This is a genomic window from Variovorax sp. P4_D9, from assembly GCF_056401695.1.
Map to the genome: position 1 here is coordinate 1 of NZ_JBFUIU010000104.1, position 17,690 is coordinate 17,690.

The 17,690-nt window shown below is 68.1% G+C and carries 16 protein-coding genes and 1 pseudogene; 10 read left to right on the forward strand and 7 right to left on the reverse strand.

Features of this window, described 5'->3' with window-relative positions:
* Window positions 1-12 precede the first annotated feature (12 nt).
* Window positions 13-195 (forward strand): transposase, encoded by a 183-nt coding sequence (locus AC1DY5_RS13970; protein ID WP_478112174.1) that lies wholly within the window; start codon window positions 13-15, stop codon window positions 193-195.
* Between the two features lie 9 nt (window positions 196-204).
* On the opposite strand, the pseudogene AC1DY5_RS13975 reads toward AC1DY5_RS13970, so the two are convergent.
* The 3 genes and pseudogenes from AC1DY5_RS13975 to AC1DY5_RS13985 form a co-directional block, all read right to left on the reverse strand.
* Window positions 205-809 (reverse strand): annotated as a pseudogene (locus AC1DY5_RS13975) (amino acid permease); the annotation flags it as partial.
* Window positions 810-992: 183 nt separating this feature from the next.
* Entirely contained in the window at window positions 993-1,868 is an 876-nt protein-coding gene (gene htpX, locus AC1DY5_RS13980; protein WP_478112146.1) for a protease HtpX, read from the reverse strand.
* 333 nt (window positions 1,869-2,201) lie between these two features.
* On the reverse strand, window positions 2,202-2,459 hold the full coding sequence (locus AC1DY5_RS13985) for a hypothetical protein (protein WP_478112148.1): 258 nt from the start codon (window positions 2,457-2,459) through the stop codon (window positions 2,202-2,204).
* On the opposite strand from AC1DY5_RS13985, the gene AC1DY5_RS13990 reads away from it, so the two are divergent.
* Window positions 2,458-3,000 carry an OmpA family protein gene (locus tag AC1DY5_RS13990; RefSeq protein WP_478112149.1) on the forward strand — a complete coding sequence of 181 codons (543 nt, stop codon included), beginning with the start codon at window positions 2,458-2,460 and terminating at the stop codon, window positions 2,998-3,000. The genes AC1DY5_RS13985 and AC1DY5_RS13990 overlap by 2 nt on opposite strands.
* Before the next feature lie 10 nt (window positions 3,001-3,010).
* Here the strand turns inward: AC1DY5_RS13990 and AC1DY5_RS13995 are convergent, their stop codons facing one another.
* Genes AC1DY5_RS13995 through AC1DY5_RS14010 form a run of 4 tightly spaced genes read right to left on the reverse strand, consistent with a single transcriptional unit; the run spans window position 3,011 to window position 6,535 of the window.
* Window positions 3,011-3,781: a DUF3025 domain-containing protein gene (locus AC1DY5_RS13995; protein ID WP_478112151.1), complete on the reverse strand. Its 771-nt coding sequence runs from the start codon at window positions 3,779-3,781 to the stop codon at window positions 3,011-3,013.
* Window positions 3,782-3,786: 5 nt separating this feature from the next.
* Window positions 3,787-4,584 carry an NYN domain-containing protein gene (locus AC1DY5_RS14000; RefSeq protein ID WP_478112153.1) on the reverse strand — a complete coding sequence of 266 codons (798 nt, stop codon included), beginning with the start codon at window positions 4,582-4,584 and terminating at the stop codon, window positions 3,787-3,789.
* Window positions 4,581-5,621 (reverse strand): dihydroorotase, encoded by a 1,041-nt coding sequence (gene pyrC, locus AC1DY5_RS14005; RefSeq protein WP_478112155.1) that lies wholly within the window; start codon window positions 5,619-5,621, stop codon window positions 4,581-4,583. The genes AC1DY5_RS14000 and pyrC overlap by 4 nt, the downstream gene beginning before the upstream one ends.
* A complete protein-coding gene (locus tag AC1DY5_RS14010) occupies window positions 5,618-6,535 on the reverse strand; it encodes a LysR family transcriptional regulator (RefSeq protein ID WP_478112157.1) in 918 nt (305 codons plus the stop codon). The genes pyrC and AC1DY5_RS14010 overlap by 4 nt, the downstream gene beginning before the upstream one ends.
* 131 nt (window positions 6,536-6,666) lie before the next feature.
* On the opposite strand from AC1DY5_RS14010, the gene AC1DY5_RS14015 reads away from it, so the two are divergent.
* The 8 genes from AC1DY5_RS14015 to AC1DY5_RS14050 all read left to right on the forward strand — a co-directional run bounded on the left by AC1DY5_RS14015 (window position 6,667) and on the right by AC1DY5_RS14050 (window position 17,660).
* On the forward strand, window positions 6,667-8,790 hold the full coding sequence (locus AC1DY5_RS14015) for a 3-hydroxyacyl-CoA dehydrogenase NAD-binding domain-containing protein (protein WP_478112159.1): 2,124 nt from the start codon (window positions 6,667-6,669) through the stop codon (window positions 8,788-8,790).
* A 73-nt stretch (window positions 8,791-8,863) separates the two neighbouring features.
* Window positions 8,864-10,054: an acetyl-CoA C-acyltransferase gene (locus tag AC1DY5_RS14020; RefSeq protein ID WP_478112161.1), complete on the forward strand. Its 1,191-nt coding sequence runs from the start codon at window positions 8,864-8,866 to the stop codon at window positions 10,052-10,054.
* 10 nt (window positions 10,055-10,064) lie between these two features.
* Window positions 10,065-11,273 carry an acyl-CoA dehydrogenase family protein gene (locus AC1DY5_RS14025; RefSeq protein WP_478112162.1) on the forward strand — a complete coding sequence of 403 codons (1,209 nt, stop codon included), beginning with the start codon at window positions 10,065-10,067 and terminating at the stop codon, window positions 11,271-11,273.
* A gap of 10 nt (window positions 11,274-11,283) precedes the next feature.
* Window positions 11,284-12,423 carry an acyl-CoA dehydrogenase family protein gene (locus tag AC1DY5_RS14030; protein ID WP_478112164.1) on the forward strand — a complete coding sequence of 380 codons (1,140 nt, stop codon included), beginning with the start codon at window positions 11,284-11,286 and terminating at the stop codon, window positions 12,421-12,423.
* Window positions 12,420-13,619: a CaiB/BaiF CoA transferase family protein gene (locus AC1DY5_RS14035; protein WP_478112166.1), complete on the forward strand. Its 1,200-nt coding sequence runs from the start codon at window positions 12,420-12,422 to the stop codon at window positions 13,617-13,619. Before AC1DY5_RS14030 ends, AC1DY5_RS14035 begins: the two co-directional genes overlap by 4 nt.
* Before the next feature lie 17 nt (window positions 13,620-13,636).
* Window positions 13,637-14,635 carry a Bug family tripartite tricarboxylate transporter substrate binding protein gene (locus AC1DY5_RS14040; protein ID WP_478112168.1) on the forward strand — a complete coding sequence of 333 codons (999 nt, stop codon included), beginning with the start codon at window positions 13,637-13,639 and terminating at the stop codon, window positions 14,633-14,635.
* A 66-nt stretch (window positions 14,636-14,701) separates the two neighbouring features.
* Window positions 14,702-16,642: an acyl-CoA synthetase gene (locus tag AC1DY5_RS14045; protein ID WP_478112170.1), complete on the forward strand. Its 1,941-nt coding sequence runs from the start codon at window positions 14,702-14,704 to the stop codon at window positions 16,640-16,642.
* A 31-nt stretch (window positions 16,643-16,673) separates the two neighbouring features.
* Complete coding sequence (locus AC1DY5_RS14050; RefSeq protein ID WP_478112172.1) at window positions 16,674-17,660, forward strand: Bug family tripartite tricarboxylate transporter substrate binding protein; 987 nt, start codon at window positions 16,674-16,676, stop codon at window positions 17,658-17,660.
* Window positions 17,661-17,690 lie beyond the last annotated feature (30 nt).

Below are 17,690 nucleotides of genomic sequence, written 5' to 3' on the forward strand. Positions count from 1 at the left end.
CACCGGGAGTTGTTGCTCAACTACTTTCGCGCCAAAAAGCAGTTTTCCAGCGGCGTCATCGAGGGACTGAACAACAAGGCCAAAGTCACCATGAGAAAAGCGTACGGCTATCGGACCTTCCGCATCGCCGAACTCTCTCTGTATCACGTGCTCGGCAAGCTCCCCGAGCCTAAACTCGCCCACAAATTCTTCTGACGAACCGGAAAAGAAGCCGCCGTGGTCGACGCAATTCTTGAAGCCGATGGCGCCGTCGCCGGGCGCGCCATACACGACATAGGCACCGATCAGGATGAAAGCCACGATGGCGGCGATCTTGATCATGCAAAACCAGTACTCGACGAAGCCGAACACGTTCACGCTGAGGGCATTCACGAAGACCAGGCTGCCCGCGAAGAGCAGGATCCAGACCCAGACCGGCGAGGTCGGGAACCAATACTGCATGTAGATCGCGACCGCGGTGACCTCGGCGCCGATCGCCAGCACGATCGAGGCCCAGTCGGCATAGCGCACCAGGTATCCGGCCCACGCGCTGACGTAGTAGTCGGCATAGGCGCCGAAGGAACCAAGCGTCGGGTGCGCCACCGTCAACTCGGCCAGGCAGCCCATCAGCAGCAAGGCGATCGCGGCGCCGATCGGTAGCTGATGATCACGCTGGGGCCGTCGAAACCGATGGCGAATCCGCTGCCCATGAAGAGGCCGGTGCCGATGGCGCCATCGATCGCGATCATGGGCATCTGCGCGCCGGTCAGGGTGCGCCGCATGCCGCCCTCTTGCGCAACGATGCTTTGGAAATGCTTGGCCGATTCCATGAGTTGTCTCCCTTTCTTTCGTTTGTCGCTCGACCCGAGGCGGGATGGCGTAGACGCGACCCTATGGGCTATGCCCATCCCCATATCAAGCAAACACTGGAATCAGCCAAAGCGAAAGAAGATGCGGAATCGTCCGACGCAAAAAAGCCGCCCGAAGGCGGCTCTTTGCCGGGCGCAAGCGCCTCAGGCCTGCGCGCTTTGCAGCGCCGCAATGCGCTGCTCGATCGGCGGATGGGTCGCGAACAGGCTGCCAAGCTTGCCGGTGATGCCCATGGCCTCGACAGTCTTCGGCAACTCGCCGGGCGGCAGGCCGCCAAGACGCGCCAGCGCATTGATCATCGGCTGCTTGCGGCCCATGAGTTGGGCGGCGCCGGCGTCGGCACGGTATTCGCGATGACGCGAGAACCAGGCGACCACGATGGCGGCGGCGAAGCCCAGCACGATGTCGAGCACGATGGTGGTCACGAAGTAGCCGATGCCGGGACCCGACGAGCGCTCGTCGTTGCGGCGCAGGAAGCTGTCGACCGCATAGCCGATCACGCGCGACAGGAACACAACGAAGGTGTTCATCACGCCCTGGATCAGGGTCATCGTGACCATGTCGCCGTTGGCGACGTGCGCCACTTCGTGGCCAATCACGGCCTCGACCTCTTCGCGCGTCATATTCTGCAGCAGGCCGGTCGAGACCGCCACCAGCGAGGAGTTCTTGAACGCGCCGGTGGCGAAGGCATTCGGGTCGCCCTCGAAGATGCCGACCTCAGGCATGCCGATGCCGGCCTTGTCGGCGAGGTTGCGCACGGTCTGGACGATCCAGGCTTCGTCGGGCGTCTGCGGGTCGTTGATGATCCGTACGCCGGCCGACCACTTGGCCATCGGCTTGCTGATCAGGAGCGAGATGATCGCGCCGCCGAAGCCCATGATCAGGGCGAAGCCGAGCAGCGCGCCGAGGTTGAGTCCGTTGGCGGTGAGGAAGCGGTTGACGCCGAGCAGGCTGGCGACCACGCCCAGGACCGCGACCACCATGACGTTGGTCAGGACAAAAAGAAGGATGCGTTTCAAGTTCGATTCTCCGTGGGAACAAGCGGTGTCCCGCCTCTGGACATAAGGGTTGCCGCCCGGGTTGCAAGGGTTTGCGCGTCGGTCCTCGGCTTTCGTTGTTGCTTCTAGGGCCCGCACGCCACGTGCATGCAGCGCCATCATAGGAGCAATCATGGGAGCGAGATTAAGTCCCACGGCACTACGAAAGCAGTAAATACCAACTGGAATCAGAAGGAAATCGCGCCCCTGAATGTGCGCAAGTGCCGCATTGCGCTGCGCCGACGCGCCCGCCGGGCAAGCCGACCCCGGTCCCGCCGATAAGGTGCCGGTCCGGTAGCACAGGGCTGCCGATTCTTATGGATAGGGAAAAAAAAGGTGCTTGATGCAGTCATCGATCAGGTCGCCACGCGCTTCGGGCAAGGCGGCAAGGCCGGACCTTTGATGCAGATGCTGGTCGCCGAGGCCACCCAGCCGCAGACCGGCGGGCTGCCGGGCTTCGTCGAGAAACTCGGGATGGCCGGCCTCGGCATCACTGGCGTGCGCGCTCCCGGGCGTGATGGCCGCGCTGATGCCGCATGGCGAGAATCCGGCCACCCTGCTGCCGGAGGTCATGGCATTCGCCAGCAGCGCGAGAAACTGGCTGCTCGGCAGTGCGGCCGGGGCCCGAGACCTGCAGCCCGGGTCAAGGCCCGTGCTGCGCATCCTGGTCTGGCTGGTGCTGCTGCTGGCGGCCTTGCTGCTACTCGGCTTCTTCGCTACGCGGAGCAACAAGGCCGCTGTCTCCGAAGCCATCCCGGCCGGCGCCGCGACAGTGGCCTCCATGGTCGACAGCGCGCCGGCCCTCAAGGTCTTCTTCGACACCGGCAAGGCCGACCTGTCGCCCGATTTCACGGCCCGCGCGAGGCCTGTGCTCAGCCATCTCTCGACCCACGAGAAGGCCAGGCTGTTGGTGGTCTCTGGCTTCAGCGATGCCAATGGCAGCACGGCGGTCAACGAGGACATGTCGATGCGGCGCGCCCAGGCGGTGGCCGACGCGCTGATCGCGGCCGGGGCACCCGAGGCCCGCATCCTGCTCGAGAGGCCCGAAAACATCATCGGCACCGGTGCCACGGATGCCGCGGCGCTCCGGGTCGAGGTCGTCGTACAGGAATGACTGCGCGCGCTCAGGCAGGCAGAGCCGCGGCTCTCTTGCGCCTGAACACGAGCGCGTCATCGTAGAAGGCGGGCGCCTCGTTGGGCGCCCACCAGCCGGGCACGCCCAGCACCGGCAGCGGCACGAAAGGCTTGGTGGCCAGCCACGCCGGGTCGAGCGCCGCCGCGATCCGGGCATCTTCGGGCCCGATCGACGGGTTGGCGCCCGGCGCCAGCAGCACATGCGCAGTGGCCGCCTTGCGCGGCGCGGCCAGCTTTTCGAGCAGTGCGTGGCCGAACACCCGCAGCCTCGCACCGCGCCAGAGCGCGCGCCGGGTGACGAAAAGCTGCTGCCAATCGCGTGCGACCAGGGCCTCCCACAGGGCCGCCGGGGCGTCGAGCACGGCACCGTTCTCGTCGAACAGGGTCAACGCGTCGCGCAGCGGCCCCCGTGTGGCGCCAATGCCGGCGCGCGCGATCTCGGCCGCCTGCAATTCGTTCAGCCGCCGCTTGGCGAGCGGACAGTGCAGCCAGACCAGCCCATTGAACAGGTCGTGTAGGTTGTCGCGCGTCGGCACGCAAGCGGTGCGGAAGATGAAGGCCTCGTAGGCTTCGCCGGCTGTCGCGCTGTCGCCGGGCACGAATTTCAACGACCCGGCGGACAGATCGAGCGGCACCGGCTCGGCCGACAGCGCGTCGGCCACGCTTGCGCCGAGATCGGTCCTTGCGGCCACCCGTCGTGCGCATGACGCGAAGGGCGCCATCCAGGGCGGCGTCGCGTCGACGGCCAGGCCCGCAGCCATCCGCGTCAGGCCGGCATCGGGCCGATGTACTGCACCTTGTTGGGCGTCTTCTCGGGCGTCAGCAGGAACAGCTCGGGGTATTTCTTGAACAGCTTCGGCGAACTCGCGCTCCGGCCGAGCAGCTTGGCGGCGCGCAGCCGCTCGGCCGCGACATTGAGCTCGACTTTGTTGCCCATGCCCAGTTCGGCCACCGCATCGAGGATGTGCAACACGTCGTCGGGCAGCGCGGGCGCACGCGGCACCGGCACGGGCGCGGCCGCTTCGGCCTTGGCGCGGCGCGGCGCACGCGCGGTGCGCTTGGCGGCCGGCTTGGGTGCGGGCTCGGCTTTCGCGGCCTGTCGGGCGGCGGGCCTGGCCACGGCGGCCTTGGTCGACGACGAATGGTGCTGCAGGTCGACGAAGTTGTCGTAGACCGCCACGGTCTCCTCGCCGGTCTTGCCCTGCTGCCCGATGCCGCAGACGCGGCAGCCCTTCTCGCGCAGCCGGATCACCAGCGGCGCGAAATCGGAGTCGGAGGACACCAGCACCACAATGTCCGGCCGCTCCGCGACCACCAGGTCGATGGCGTCGACCGCGAGCGCGATGTCGGTGCTGTTCTTCCCGGCCGACAGGTTGACCATCGGCCGCATCGACAGCCGCTTGAAGAGCGACTGCTGCTTGAGCGCGGTGTCGGCATTGCAGTAGGCGCGCCGCACATGCACCGCGCCGTGCTCGGCCAGGGTGCGCTCCACGGCCTGCTCGATCACGTCGGCCGATACATTGTCGGCGTCGACCAGTAGCATGACCCGCGGCGTCAGACTCATGCCAGCCTCCAGGCCACGGTTTCGCCGCCGCGCAGAGGTTTCAGCGTGGCGTCGCCGTAGGGCACGGTCTCGGGCACGGTCCAGCTTTCTCGCCGCAGGGTCACGGTGTCGGTGTTGCGCGGCAGGCCGTAGAAGTCGGGGCCGTGGAAGCTCGCGAAGCCTTCGAGCTTGTCGAGCGCGCCGGCATGGTCGAAAGCCTCGGCGTAGAGTTCGATCGCGGTCAGCGCGGTGTAGCAGCCGGCGCAGCCCAGCGCGTGCTCCTTCAGGTGCGCCGGATGCGGCGCGCTGTCGGTGCCGAGGAAGAAGCGGTCGCTGCCGCTAGTGGCGGCCTCGACCAGCGCGACGCGATGGGTCTCGCGCTTGAGCACCGGCAGGCAGTAGTAGTGCGGCCGGATGCCGCCGGTGAAGATCGCGTTGCGGTTGTAGAGCAGATGGTGCGCCGTGATCGTGGCGGCCGTGAAGCGATTGGCATCGCGCACGTAGTGGGCGCCTTCCTGGGTCGTCAGGTGCTCGAACACGATCTTGAGCTCGGGGAAGTCGCGGCGCAGCGGGATTAGCACGCGGTCGATGAACACCGCCTCGCGGTCGAACAGGTCGACCGCCGGGTCGGTCACCTCGCCGTGCACCAGCAGCAGCAGTCCGTGCTTCTGCATGGCCTCGAGGGTGGCGTAGGTCTTCTTGATGTCGGTCACGCCGGCATCGCTGTTGGTGGTGGCGCCCGCGGGGTAGAGCTTGAGGGCGCGGACCCCGGCCGCCGCGGCGCGTTCGATCTCGTCGGGCGGCAGCTTGTCGGTCAGGTAGAGCGACATCACCGGCTGGAAGCGGGAGCCGGCGGGCAGCGCTTCGAGGATGCGGGCGCGGTAGTCGAGCGCCTGCTGCGCGGTGGTCACGGGAGGGCGCAGGTTCGGCATGATCAGCGCGCGGCCGAACTGCTGCGCCGAATGCGGCAGCACGGCCGCGAGCGCGGCGCCGTCGCGCACATGCAGGTGCCAATCGTCGGGGCGGGTGATCGTGAGGGTGTCGGCGGGGGTGGTCATGGGGCCGATTGTCCCATCGTGGCCGCCGCCCCCCGCACCCGCTCCAGGATGAAATCGATGAAGGTCCGGATCGCCCGCGTGTGCTGCCGGTTCGGCATGTAGAGCATGTACATCCCGGTGCCGAAGATGCTGAGCCGCCAGTCGTCCAGCGTGGTCACGACTTCATCGCGCCGGATGTCGTCCTGCACCACGTAGTCGGGCACCAGCCCGATGCCCAGGCCGGCCAGGATCGCCTGGCGCAGGAAAAGGAAGTTCTCCGAGATCAGCGTCGGCTCGAGGATCACCTCGCGCCGCTCCTCGCCCTGGTAGGCCGACACGCGCAGCTGGCGCCCGACCACCGCCGAGGTGACAACCGGCGCCCCTTGCAATTGGTCGAGCTGGGTCGGCAGCCCGTTCGCCTCGGCATAGCCGCGCGATGCGCAGGCCACGTAGCGGACCGGCCCGAGCTCGCGCGCCACGAGGTTCTGCGGCGGCTCGGGCACCACGCGGATCGCGATGTCGACCTCGTCGCGCAGCAGGTCCTCGATGCGGTTCTCGAACAGCACGTCGAGCACGATGCCGGGGTACATGCGCTTGAAATCGATCAGCCATCCCGACATCACGAGCTGGCCGTAGCCGCTCGGCACGCTCAGGCGCACCCGGCCCTGCAGGCTCTGGCCGAGCGTGGTGACCGACTCCCTGGCCGCCAGCAGCTCGCCCTGGATCGCCAGGCCGTGCTGGTACAGGCGCAGGCCGATCTCGGTCGGCTCCGCGCGCCGCGTGGTGCGGCGCACCAGCTGGGCACCGACCGAGCGCTCGAGCTGGTTCAGGTGGTAGCTGACATTGGCGCGGCTCATCTTGAGCCGGCGCGCCGCCGCGCTCAGGTTGCCGGCATCGAGGATCTCCACCAGCAGGGTCAGCGATTGCAGGTCCATGGCGCCCGATTGTGTCAAAAATCCTTTGACAGTCTGTCAACGCCAAATGCAATTGTCAAAGGCGGGAGTCGGATCAAGAATGCTGGGTTCATCCCGGATGAACCGTCCTGTCAAGCAATCGGAGACACACTATGGCCCAGACCCCCCCTTCTTCCGCCTCCCCCGTGAGCTTCACGCGCCAAGCCGACGTGCTGGTCGTGACCATCGACAACCCGCCGGTCAATGCGCTGGGCGTCGACGTCCGGCGGGGCCTCGCCGCAGCGATCGCGGCGGCCGAGGCCGACAACGAGGCCAAGGCCGTGCTGATCGTCGGCGCGGGACGCAACTTCATTGCCGGCGCCGATATCCGCGAATTCGGCCAGACGCCGCAGCCGCCGTCGCTGCCCGAAGTCTGTCTGGCGATCGAGAACTGCAGCAAGCCGGTGGTGGCCGCGATCCAGGGCGCCGCGCTGGGCGGCGGGCTCGAAATCGCGCTGTCGGCCCACTATCGCCTGGCCGTGCCCTCGGCCAAGCTCGGCCTGCCCGAAGTCGCGCTGGGCCTGCTGCCCGGCTCGGGCGGCACGCAGCGCGCCCCGCGCCTGATCGGCGCCAAGGCCGCACTCGAGCTGATCCTCAGCGGCCGCCACGCCGGCGCCAACGAAGCGCTCGCGCTCGGCCTGGTCGACCGGCTGGGCGAAGGCAGCGAGGCCTTGACCGAAGGCCTGGCCTACGCCCGTGAACTGATCGCCGCCAAGGCGCCGGGGCGCCGCACGCGCGATGCGCAGGCACTGGCCGACACCGAGGCCAGCCGCGCCGCGCTCGAAGCCGCGCGCGCCGACACCGCGAAGAAGAGCCGCGGCCTGTTCTCGCCGATGAAGATCATCGAAGCCGTCGAAGCCGCGCTCACCAAGCCTTTCGACGAAGGCATGGCGCTCGAGCGCAAGCTGTTCCTGCAGTGCATCGACAGCCCGCAGCGCGCCGGCCTGATCCACGCCTTCTTCGCCGAGCGCGAGGTGCTCAAGGCGCCCGAGACCAAGGCCGCCAAGCCGCGCGCGCTGGACTCGGCCGGCATCGTCGGCGGCGGCACCATGGGCGCCGGTATCGCGGTGGCGATGCTCGACGCCGGCATGCCGGTCACGATGATCGAACGCGACGAAGCGCAGCTGGCGCGCGGGCGAGCCAACGTCGAGAAGGTCTACGACGGCCTGATCAAGAAGGGCCGTATGACGCCCGAAGCCAAGGACAGCGTGATGGCGCGCTTCTCGGGCTCGACCGCCTACGACGCGCTGGCGAAGGTCGACATCGTGGTCGAGGCGGTGTTCGAGGACATGGGCGTCAAGAAGGCCGTGTTCGCCGAGCTCGACCGGGTCTGCAAGCCCGGCGCCGTGCTGGCCACCAACACTTCCTACCTCGACATCGACGAGATCGCGGCCAGCGTCTCGCGCCCCGGCGACGTCGTCGGCCTGCACTTTTTCTCGCCGGCCAACATCATGAAGCTGCTCGAGATCGTGGTGCCGGCCAAGGTCAGCGCCGACGTGGTCGCGACCGGCTTCGAACTCGCCAAGAAGCTCAAGAAGGTGCCGGTGCGCGCCGGCGTCTGCGACGGCTTTATCGGCAACCGCATCCTCGCCGTGTATCGTCAGGCGGCCGACCACATGATGGAAGACGGCGCCTCGCCATACGAGATCGACGCGGCCGTGCGCAACTTCGGCTACCCGATGGGCCCGTTCCAGGTCTCCGACCTGGCCGGCGGCGACATCGGCTGGGCCACGCGCAAGCGCAAGGCGGCCACGCGCGACCCGAAGGCGCGCTACGTGCAGGTGGCCGACCGCATCTGCGAGCGGGGCTGGTTCGGCCAGAAGACCCAGCGCGGCTACTACCTCTACCCCGAAGGCGCGCGCACCGGCCAGCCCGACCCCGAGGTGCTGGCGATCATCGATGCCGAGCGCCAGCGCGCCGGCATCACGCCGCGCAGCTTCACCGAGGACGAGATCATGCGCCGCTACATGGCCGCGATGATCAACGAGGGTGCCAACGTGGTGCACCAGCGCATCGCGCTACGCCCGCTCGACGTCGACGTCGCCTTCCTCTACGGCTACGGCTTTCCGCGCTTCCGCGGCGGTCCGATGAAGTATGCCGACATGGTGGGCCTGCCGAAGGTGCTGGCCGACATCCAGGAGTTCGCCAAGCAGGACCCGGTGTTCTGGAAGCCCTCGCCGCTGCTGGAAGAGCTGGTCGAGCGCGGCGCCGATTTCTCGAGCCTCAACCAAGACTGAAACCTTCGGGACAGACCAAGAAACTGCGCAGCAGTTTTTGCTCTCTCCTCAACTGACTAAGGAGCCAATCACCATGCGCGAAGCCGTCATCGTTTCCACCGCCCGCACCCCGCTCACCAAGGCACACCGCGGCGAATTCAATATCACCCCGGGCGCCACGCTGGCCGCCTTTGCGGTGCGCGCCGCGGTCGAGCGCTCGGGGCTCGACCCGGCGCTGATCGAGGATGCAATCCTCGGCTGCGGCTACCCCGAGGGCACGACCGGCCGCAACATCGCGCGCCAGAGCATCATCCGCGCCGGCCTGCCGATCTCGATCGCCGGCACCACGGTCAACCGCTTCTGCGCCTCGGGCCTGCAGGCGATCGCGATGGCCGCGGGCCGCATCGTGATCGACGGCGCACCGGCGATGATCGCGGGCGGCGTCGAGAGCATCTCGCAGATCCGCACCCGCAGCGCGACAGATGCCGGCGACAGCGGCATCGACCCCTGGATCCAGGAACACAAGCCCGCGCTCTACATGGCGATGATCGAGACCGCCGACATCGTGGCCCAGCGCTACGGCATCGGCCGCGAGGCGCAGGACCGTTTCTCGGCCGAGAGCCAGCGCAAGACCGAAGAAGCGCAGCTCGCCGGCCGCTACAAGGAAGAGATCGTGGCCTGCACCACCACGATGGCCGTGACCRACAAGGACACCAAGCAAGTCACGCAGCGCGAAGTCACGATCGACCACGACACCTGCAACCGCCGCGGCACCACCTACGAGGCGCTAGCGAAGCTGCAGCCGGTGATGGGCGCCGACAAGTTCGTCACCGCGGGCAACGCCTCCCAGCTGTCCGACGGCGCTTCGGCCTGCGTGCTGATGGAAGCCAAGGAAGCCGAGCGCGCCAACCTCAAGCCGCTGGGCGCCTTCCGCGGCTTGGCCGTGGCCGGCTGCGAGCCCGACGAAATGGGCATCGGCCCGGTGTTCGCGGTGCCCAAGCTGCTGGCGCGCCACGGCCTCAAGGTCGACGACATCGACCTGTGGGAGCTCAACGAGGCCTTTGCCTCGCAATCGATCTACTGCCAGGAGAAGCTCGGCATTCCGTCGGAGCGGCTCAATGTCGACGGCGGCGCGATCTCGATCGGCCACCCCTTCGGCATGACCGGCGCGCGACTCGCGGGCCATGTGCTGATCGAAGGCAAGCAGCGCGGCGCGAAGTACGCGGTGGTGACGATGTGCATCGCGGGCGGCATGGGTGCTGCCGGCTTGTTTGAAATCTACTGAGGACTCGGCGATGGACCTGAACTTCACCCCCGAAGAAGAAGCCTTCCGCAGCGAAGTGCGCGCCTTCCTGGCCGACAAGCTGCCGGCCCGCCTGTCCGACAAGGTCGCGACCGGCAAGCATTTGTCCAAGGCCGACATGCAGGAATGGCATGCCATCCTCAATGCGCGCGGCTGGCTCGCCAACCACTGGCCCGAACAGTACGGTGGCCCCGGCTGGACCGCGGTCGAGAAGTTCATCTTCGAGAACGAGTGCGCGCTGGCCCATGCGCCGCGTATCGTTCCGTTCGGCGTCAACATGCTCGGCCCGGTGCTGATCAAGTACGGCAGCGAGGCGCAGAAGCGCCACTGGCTGCCGCGCATCCTCGACGGCACCGACTGGTGGTGCCAGGGCTACTCGGAACCCGGCGCGGGCTCCGACCTGGCCTCGGTCAAGACACAGGCCGTGCGCGGCGTCGTTGCCCAGGGCGATCACTACATCGTCAACGGCCAGAAGACCTGGACCACGCTGGGCCAGCACGCCGACATGATCTTCTGCCTGGTGCGCACGAATCGCGAGGCCAAGAAGCAGGAGGGCATCAGCTTCCTGCTCATCGACATGAAGTCGCCCGGCGTCGAGGTGCGCCCGATCATCACACTCGACGGCGAGCACGAGGTCAACGAGGTGTTCTTCTCCGACGTGCGCGTGCCGGCCGAGAACCTGGTCGGCGAGGAAGACAAGGGCTGGACCTGCGCCAAGTACCTGCTGACCTACGAGCGCACCAACATCGCCGGCGTCGGCTTCTCGGTGGCCGCGATGGCGCAGCTCAAGGCGATCTCCGCGAAGCAAGTCAAGAACGGCCGTCCGTTGTCCGAAGACCCGGCCTTCGCCGCCCGCATGGCGAAGGTCGAGATCGACCTCGAGAACATGAAGACCACCAACCTGCGTGTGATCGCGGCCGTGGCCGGCGGCGGCGTGCCGGGCGCGGAGAGCTCGATGCTCAAGATCCGCGGCACCGAGATCCGACAGGAGATCTCCTCGCTGGCGCGTCGCGCGATGGGCGCGCAGGCGCGGCCCTTCGTCGCTGAGGCGCTCGAGGACGGCTTCGACGGCCAGCCCTTCGGCCCGCCTTACGCCGCGGCTGCGGCGGCACGCTACTTCAACAACCGCAAGCTGTCGATCTTCGGCGGCTCGAACGAGATCCAGAAGAACATCATCTCCAAGATGATCCTGGGACTCTGAARGTAAAGCCATGAATTTCGAACACAGCGAAGACCGGCGCATGCTCGCCGACAGCCTGAATCGCTTCATCGCGGAGCAGTACGCCTTCGAGACCCGCGACCGCATCGCGAAGTCGCCCGAGGGCTTCAGCGCCGACATCTGGCACCAGTTCGCCGAACTCGGCGTGATCGGCGCGCTGTTCAGCGAGGCCGACGGCGGCTTCGGCGGCGGCGGCTTCGACATCGCGGTGGTCTTCGAGGCACTGGGCCGCGGCCTGGTGGTCGAGCCGCTGCTGGGCGCGGTGATGGCCGGCGAGGCGATCTCCGCTTCGGGCAACGCGGCGCAGAAGACCCTGCTGGCCGAGATCATCGGCGGCACCACGATCGCGGCGCTGGCGCATGACGAAGCCGGCAGCCACTACGAGCTCTCGCGCGTGCAGACCCGTGCCGAACGCAGCGGCGAGGGCTGGGTGCTCGATGGCGCCAAGGCCGTGGTGCAGCAGGGCGCGCAGGCAAACCTGTTCGTGGTCTCGGCACGCAGTTCGGGCGCGGTCGACGACGAAGCCGGCATCTCGCTGTTCCTGGTGCCCGCCAAGACGCCCGGCCTCTTGGTGCGCGACTGCCCCGCGATCGACGGCGGCCGCGTCGCGGAACTCGCCTTCGACAAGATCAAGCTCGGCGCCGACGCCTTGCTCGGCGCCGAAGGCCGGGGCTACGCCACGCTGGAGCGCGCCGTCGCCCGCGGACTGCTGGCTTTGTGCGCCGAATCGCTCGGCGCGATGGAAGCGGCCAAGACCGCCACGCTGGAGTACCTGCGCACGCGCAAGCAGTTCGGCCTGCTGATCGGCAGCTTCCAGGCGCTGCAGCACCGCATGGCCGACCTGCTGCTCGAGATCGAGCAGGCCCGCTCGGCCGTGATCAACGCCGCGGCCGCACTCGACACCGATCGACTGACGCGTGAACGCGCGCTGTCGGCGGCCAAGTACAGCATCGGCCGCATCGGCACCCTGGTCGCCGAGGAGAGCATCCAGCTGCACGGCGGCATCGGCATGACCTGGGAGCTGCCGCTGGCCCACTACGCCAAGCGCCTCGTCATGATCGACCACCAGCTCGGCGACGAGGACCATCACCTGCAGCGCTACATCGCGCTCGGCAAGGAGGTCCAGCCATGAACGGCGCGCTACCGCTCGCGGGCGTCCGCGTGCTCGACCTCTCGCGCATCCTCGCCGGCCCCTGGTGCGGCATGGTGCTGGCCGATTTCGGCGCCGAGGTGATCAAGGTCGAGCACCCCGGGCGCGGCGACGACACGCGCGACTGGGGCCTGCGGGTCGGCAACACCGAGACCGCCTACTTCAACAGCGTCAACCGCAACAAGCGTTCGGTCGGCATCGACCTGCAGACGCCGGAAGGCCAGGAGATCGTGCGCGAGCTGGTCAAGAAGAGCGACGTGCTGATCCAGAACTTCAAGTTCGGCGGCATCGACAAGCTCGGCCTCGGCTACGAGGCGCTGCGCGAGATCAACCCGGGACTGATCTATTGCTCGATCTCGGGTTACGACCGCACCGGCCCCGAGGCTGCGCGGCCCGGCTACGACCTGGTGGTGCAGGGCGAGGCCGGCCTGATGGCGATCAACGGCGAGGCCGACCAGCCGCCGCTCAAGTTCGGCGTCGCCGCGGTCGACCTGTTCACCGGCATGTACTCGGCGCAGGCCATCCTGGCCGCGCTGTTCGAACGCCAGAAGACCGGCAAGGGCCGGCATATCGAGATGGCACTGTTCGACTGCGGCCTGATGATCACGGCCTACTACGGCCTCGAGGCGCTGCTGATGGGCGAAGACCCGCCGCGCTTCGGCAACGCGCATCCGTCGATCGTGCCCTATGGCGTGTTCGATGCAGAGGACGGCCCGCTGGTGATCACGGTCGGCAACAACAGCCAGTTCGTACGCTTCTGCAACGAGGTGATCGAACGCCCCGACCTGGCGGCCGACGAGCGCTTCAAGACCAACATCCTGCGCTCGGCCAACCGCGAGGCGTTGATGCCGGAGATCAATCGCGAGCTCGGCAGGCGCAAGCGCCGCGCGCTGCTCGAGCAGCTGACGCGTTCGGGCATTCCTTGCGGCGAGGTGCTCGGCCTGCTCGAGGCGCTCAATTCCAAGCGCGCCACCGACGCCGGCCTGGTGACCACGCAGCCGCATCCGGTGGCCGGCAAGGTCAACGTGCTGGCGCCGCCCTACCGTTTCGACGGCGAGCGGCTGCCGGTGCGCAACGCACCGCCGCAGCTCGGCGAAGGCACGCACGAGGTGCTGCAGTCGCTGCTCGGGCTGTCCGACGACAAGCTCTCCCAACTGAAATCCAACGGCGTCCTCTGACGCCATCGAACGTCCCCATGTCCTTCCGCTTTTCCGCTTCCGTTCGCAATCCGGCGCGCCGCGCCCTGCTCGCCCTGGCGCTGCCGCTCGTCGCCGGTTCCGCCTTCGCCCAGGCCTTTCCGACCAAACCGATCACCATCATCGTGCCCTTCCCGGCCGGCGGCCCAACCGACGTCGCGATCCGCATCATCGGCCAGAAGATGGCAGAAGGCCTCAAGCAGCCGGTGCTGATCGACAACCGCGGCGGCGCCTCCGGCACCATCGGCGCCGCAGCCGCGGCCAAGGCGGCAGCGGACGGCYACACGCTGGTGATGCTGGCCACGCCGACGCTGCTGGCCGGTCACCTCTACGGCCAGACCAGCTACGACATCTTCAAGAGCTTCACGCCGGTCGGCACCACCTACGACCTGCCGATCGTGATGGTCGTCAATCCGAAGGCGCTGCCCGAAGTCACCGGCCTGCAGCAGCTGATCGCCAAGGCCAAGGCCGACGGCGGCAAGTTCAACTACACCACCGCGGGCGCCGGCAGCTTCGGCCACCTGACGACCGAGAGCCTCAAGAACGTCGGCCACTTCCAGATGCAGCATGTGCCCTACCGCGGCAGCGCGCCGGCCGTGACCGACCTGATCGGCGGCCAGGTGCCGATGATGTTCTCGGACCTGATCGCGGTGCTGCCGCACATCCGCTCGGGCACGCTGAGGCCGATCGCGGTCGGCTCGTCCAAGCGGCTGAGCCTGCTGCCCGAGGTCAAGACCGTGGCCGAGCAGGGCTTCCCCGGCTTCGACGCCACCTCGTGGGGCGGCATGCTGGCGCCGGCCGGTACGCCCAAGGACGTGATCGCGCGCCTGAACGCAGAGCTCAAGAAGGCGCTGGCCGACAAGGAAGTCCAGCAGAAGCTCGAAGGGGTCGGCACTTTCGCGGCCTTCCAGACGCCCGAGCAGATGAGCGCGCGCATGCGCCAGGACTACGAGCGCTGGGGCAAGGTGATCCGCGACAACAACATCAAGAACCAGTAACCGCGGTAGTCGCCGGGACCGACCCGGCGCATGATGGCAGTCAGAGAAATGCAGGAGACAGGATCCATGAGCCGCCACAGCGAACCCCGGGCCGCAGCGCCCTTCAGCGCATCGTTTCCGATCCGCAGCCTCGACGACATCCGAAGGCTCGAGGCCACGCCGCTAGCCGAGACGCTGACGTTGCGCAGCACTTACGAGATCTTTCGCAATGCGGGCGCCGCCTTCGGCGACAAGACCGCGCTGACCTTCCTGCGCACCGGCGATCCGGCGGACGCGCCGATCCGCTGGTCCTACGCCCAACTGCTGGCCGGCATCCACCAGACCGCGAACCTGCTGCACCGGCTCGGCGTCGGGCCCGAGGACGCGGTGGCGGTGCTGCTGCCGGGCTGCCTCGACTACCACCTGGCCTTGTGGGGCGGCGAGGCGGCCGGCATCGTGCAGCCGCTCAACCCGCTCCTGACCGACGACAAGCTGGTCGCGCTGATGACCGCTGGCCGGGCCAAGGTGCTGATCGCCTACGGCTCCGATGCCGACTCGGGCATGTGGGCCAAGGCGATGCGGCTGCGCGGCCAGGTGCCGACGTTGACGACGGTGCTGCGCGTGGCGCCGCACGACGAGGCGCCGGGCAGCGCAGGCGACTTGCCCGATGGCGTGGCCGACTTCGGCACCCTGCGCGCCGCCGAGCCCGATGACCGGCTGGTGAGCGGCCGCGACATCGCGCCGGGCGACATCGCGGCCTACTTCCACACCGGCGGCACCACCGGTGCGCCGAAACTCGCACGCCACAGCCATGGCGCGCAGGTGTTCACGGCCTGGGCCAGCGTCAACATGACCGGCCAGGGACCGAAGGACGCGTCCATCAACGGCTACCCGCTGTTCCACGTCGCCGGCGTGCTGCCGGCGTCTCTGGCCTCGCTGTCGGCCGGCGTCGAAGTGATCATCCCAACCACCGCCCTGCTGCGCAACAAGCAGGTGCTGGCCAACTACTGGCGGCTGGTCGAGAAGTACCGGCCGACCTCGCTGTCGGCAGTGCCGACGGTGCTCGCTGCGCTGGCCAACGTGCCGCTGGCCGGGGCCGACATCTCGTCGATCAACTACTGCCGTACCGGCGCCGCGGTGCTGGCGCCCGAGCTCGCCGCGCGTTTCGAGCGCCTGTTCGGCCTGCACGTGCACGAGAGCCTGGGCATGACCGAGATGGCCGGCATCTCGACCATCACGCCGCCGGGCGTGGTTGGCCCCGCGGGCTGCGTCGGCTTTCGGCTGCCCTATTCGCAGCTGCGCATCGTGGCGCTCGACGAGCACGGCAATGCCAGCGAGCGCGACCTGCCCGTGGGCGAGCAGGGCATGGTGCTGTTCAAGTCGCCGAACCTGTTCTCGGGCTTCGTCGATCCGGCCGACAACGCGAAGGCCTTCACGGCCGACGGCTGGCTCGCCACCGGCGACCTCGGCTGGCTTGACGCCGAGGGCCGCCTCAACCTCAGCGGCCGCTCGAAGGACCTGATCATCCGCAGCGGCCACAACATCGATCCGAAGGTGATCGAGGACGCGCTCGGCGCCCACCCGGCGGTGCAGCTCTGCGCGGCGGTCGGTGCGCCCGACGCCTATGCCGGCGAGCTGCCCGTGGTGTTCGCGACGCTGATCCCCGGAGCCACGGCGAGCGAGGCCGAGCTGCTCGATTTTACGGCCGCGCGGGTCGACGAGGCGCCTGCCAAGCCGCGCTCGGTGATCGTCATCGAGACCATGCCGATGACCAACGTCGGCAAGATCTACAAGCCCGAGCTGCGTGCGATGGCGGCGCGCAAGGTGGCCGCAGCGCTGGTCGACGAAGCCTGCGCGGCGCTCGGCGTCGCCGATTCGGCGCGGCCGCAGGTGCAGGCCGACGGCGACAGCGCCCTCAAGGTGATCGTCGACGCAGCCGCCGCCGGCGCGCAGGCCGAAACACTGCGACTGCAACTGCACGAAGCGCTGGGTCGGCTGCCGTTCAAGACGCAGGTGATCCTGAAATAGCCCATTCGAAGAACCGAACCGGAGACATGCCTTGACCCCAATCCTCTCGAGCCGCCGCGCGTGGCTTTGCGCTGCCGCCCTCTGCGCCATCGCGCCTGCCCACGCGCAGCAGGCCTATCCAAACAAGCCGATCAAGATGGTGGTGCCCTTCGCCGCTGGCGGCGCCACCGACGTGCTGGCGCGCGTGATCGGCGAGAAGCTGGCTGCCGGCCTCGGCCAGCCCGTGATCATCGACAACAAGCCCGGCGCCGCCGGCATCATCGGTACCGACGCGGTCGCCAAGGCGGCACCGGACGGCTACACCCTCGTGCTGTCGCTGAGCAACTCGCTGCTGACCAACCAGTTTCTGTACGAGAAGCTGCCCTATGACACGCAACGCGACCTCACGCTGGTCTACCAGATCGCGATGGCGCCGCTGGTGCTGGTGGTGAACCCGAGCGTGCCGGTCAAGACCGGCCCCGAGCTGCTCAAGTACGCGAGCGCGAACAAGGGCAAACTGGCCTACGGCTCCTACGGCGTCGGCGCCTATCCGCATCTGGCCGGCGCGCACATGAGCCTGACGCAGCAGGCCGACATGAACCATGTTGCCTACAAGGGCGAGGCGCCGATGCTGCAGGACCTGATCGGCGGCCAGATCCAGATGGCCTATGCCAGCGCGCTGGTCGCCAAGCCGCACATCGAGGCCGGCAAGCTCAAGGCGATCGGCGTCACCGGCGAGCGCCGGATGAGCACGCTGCCCAACGTGCCGACGCTGGCCGAGCAGGGGCTCAAGGACGAGGCCTACCGCGTCACCGGCTGGCTGGCCATCGCGGCGCCCGCCAACACGCCGAAGCCCATCGTGCAGCGCATCGCCGACGAGGTGCGCAAGGCGACGCAGCAGCCCGACGTGCAGGCCAAGGTCGCGGGGATGGGCTTCGAGATCAAGGACAGCTCGCCCGAGGCCTTCGCGGCCGCCTACAAGCAGGAGCGCCCGGTGTGGGAGCGCCTGATCAAGCAATCGGGCGCCAAGCTCGAATGATTTCAAGTCAAGACTGAAGGAGTGCCAACC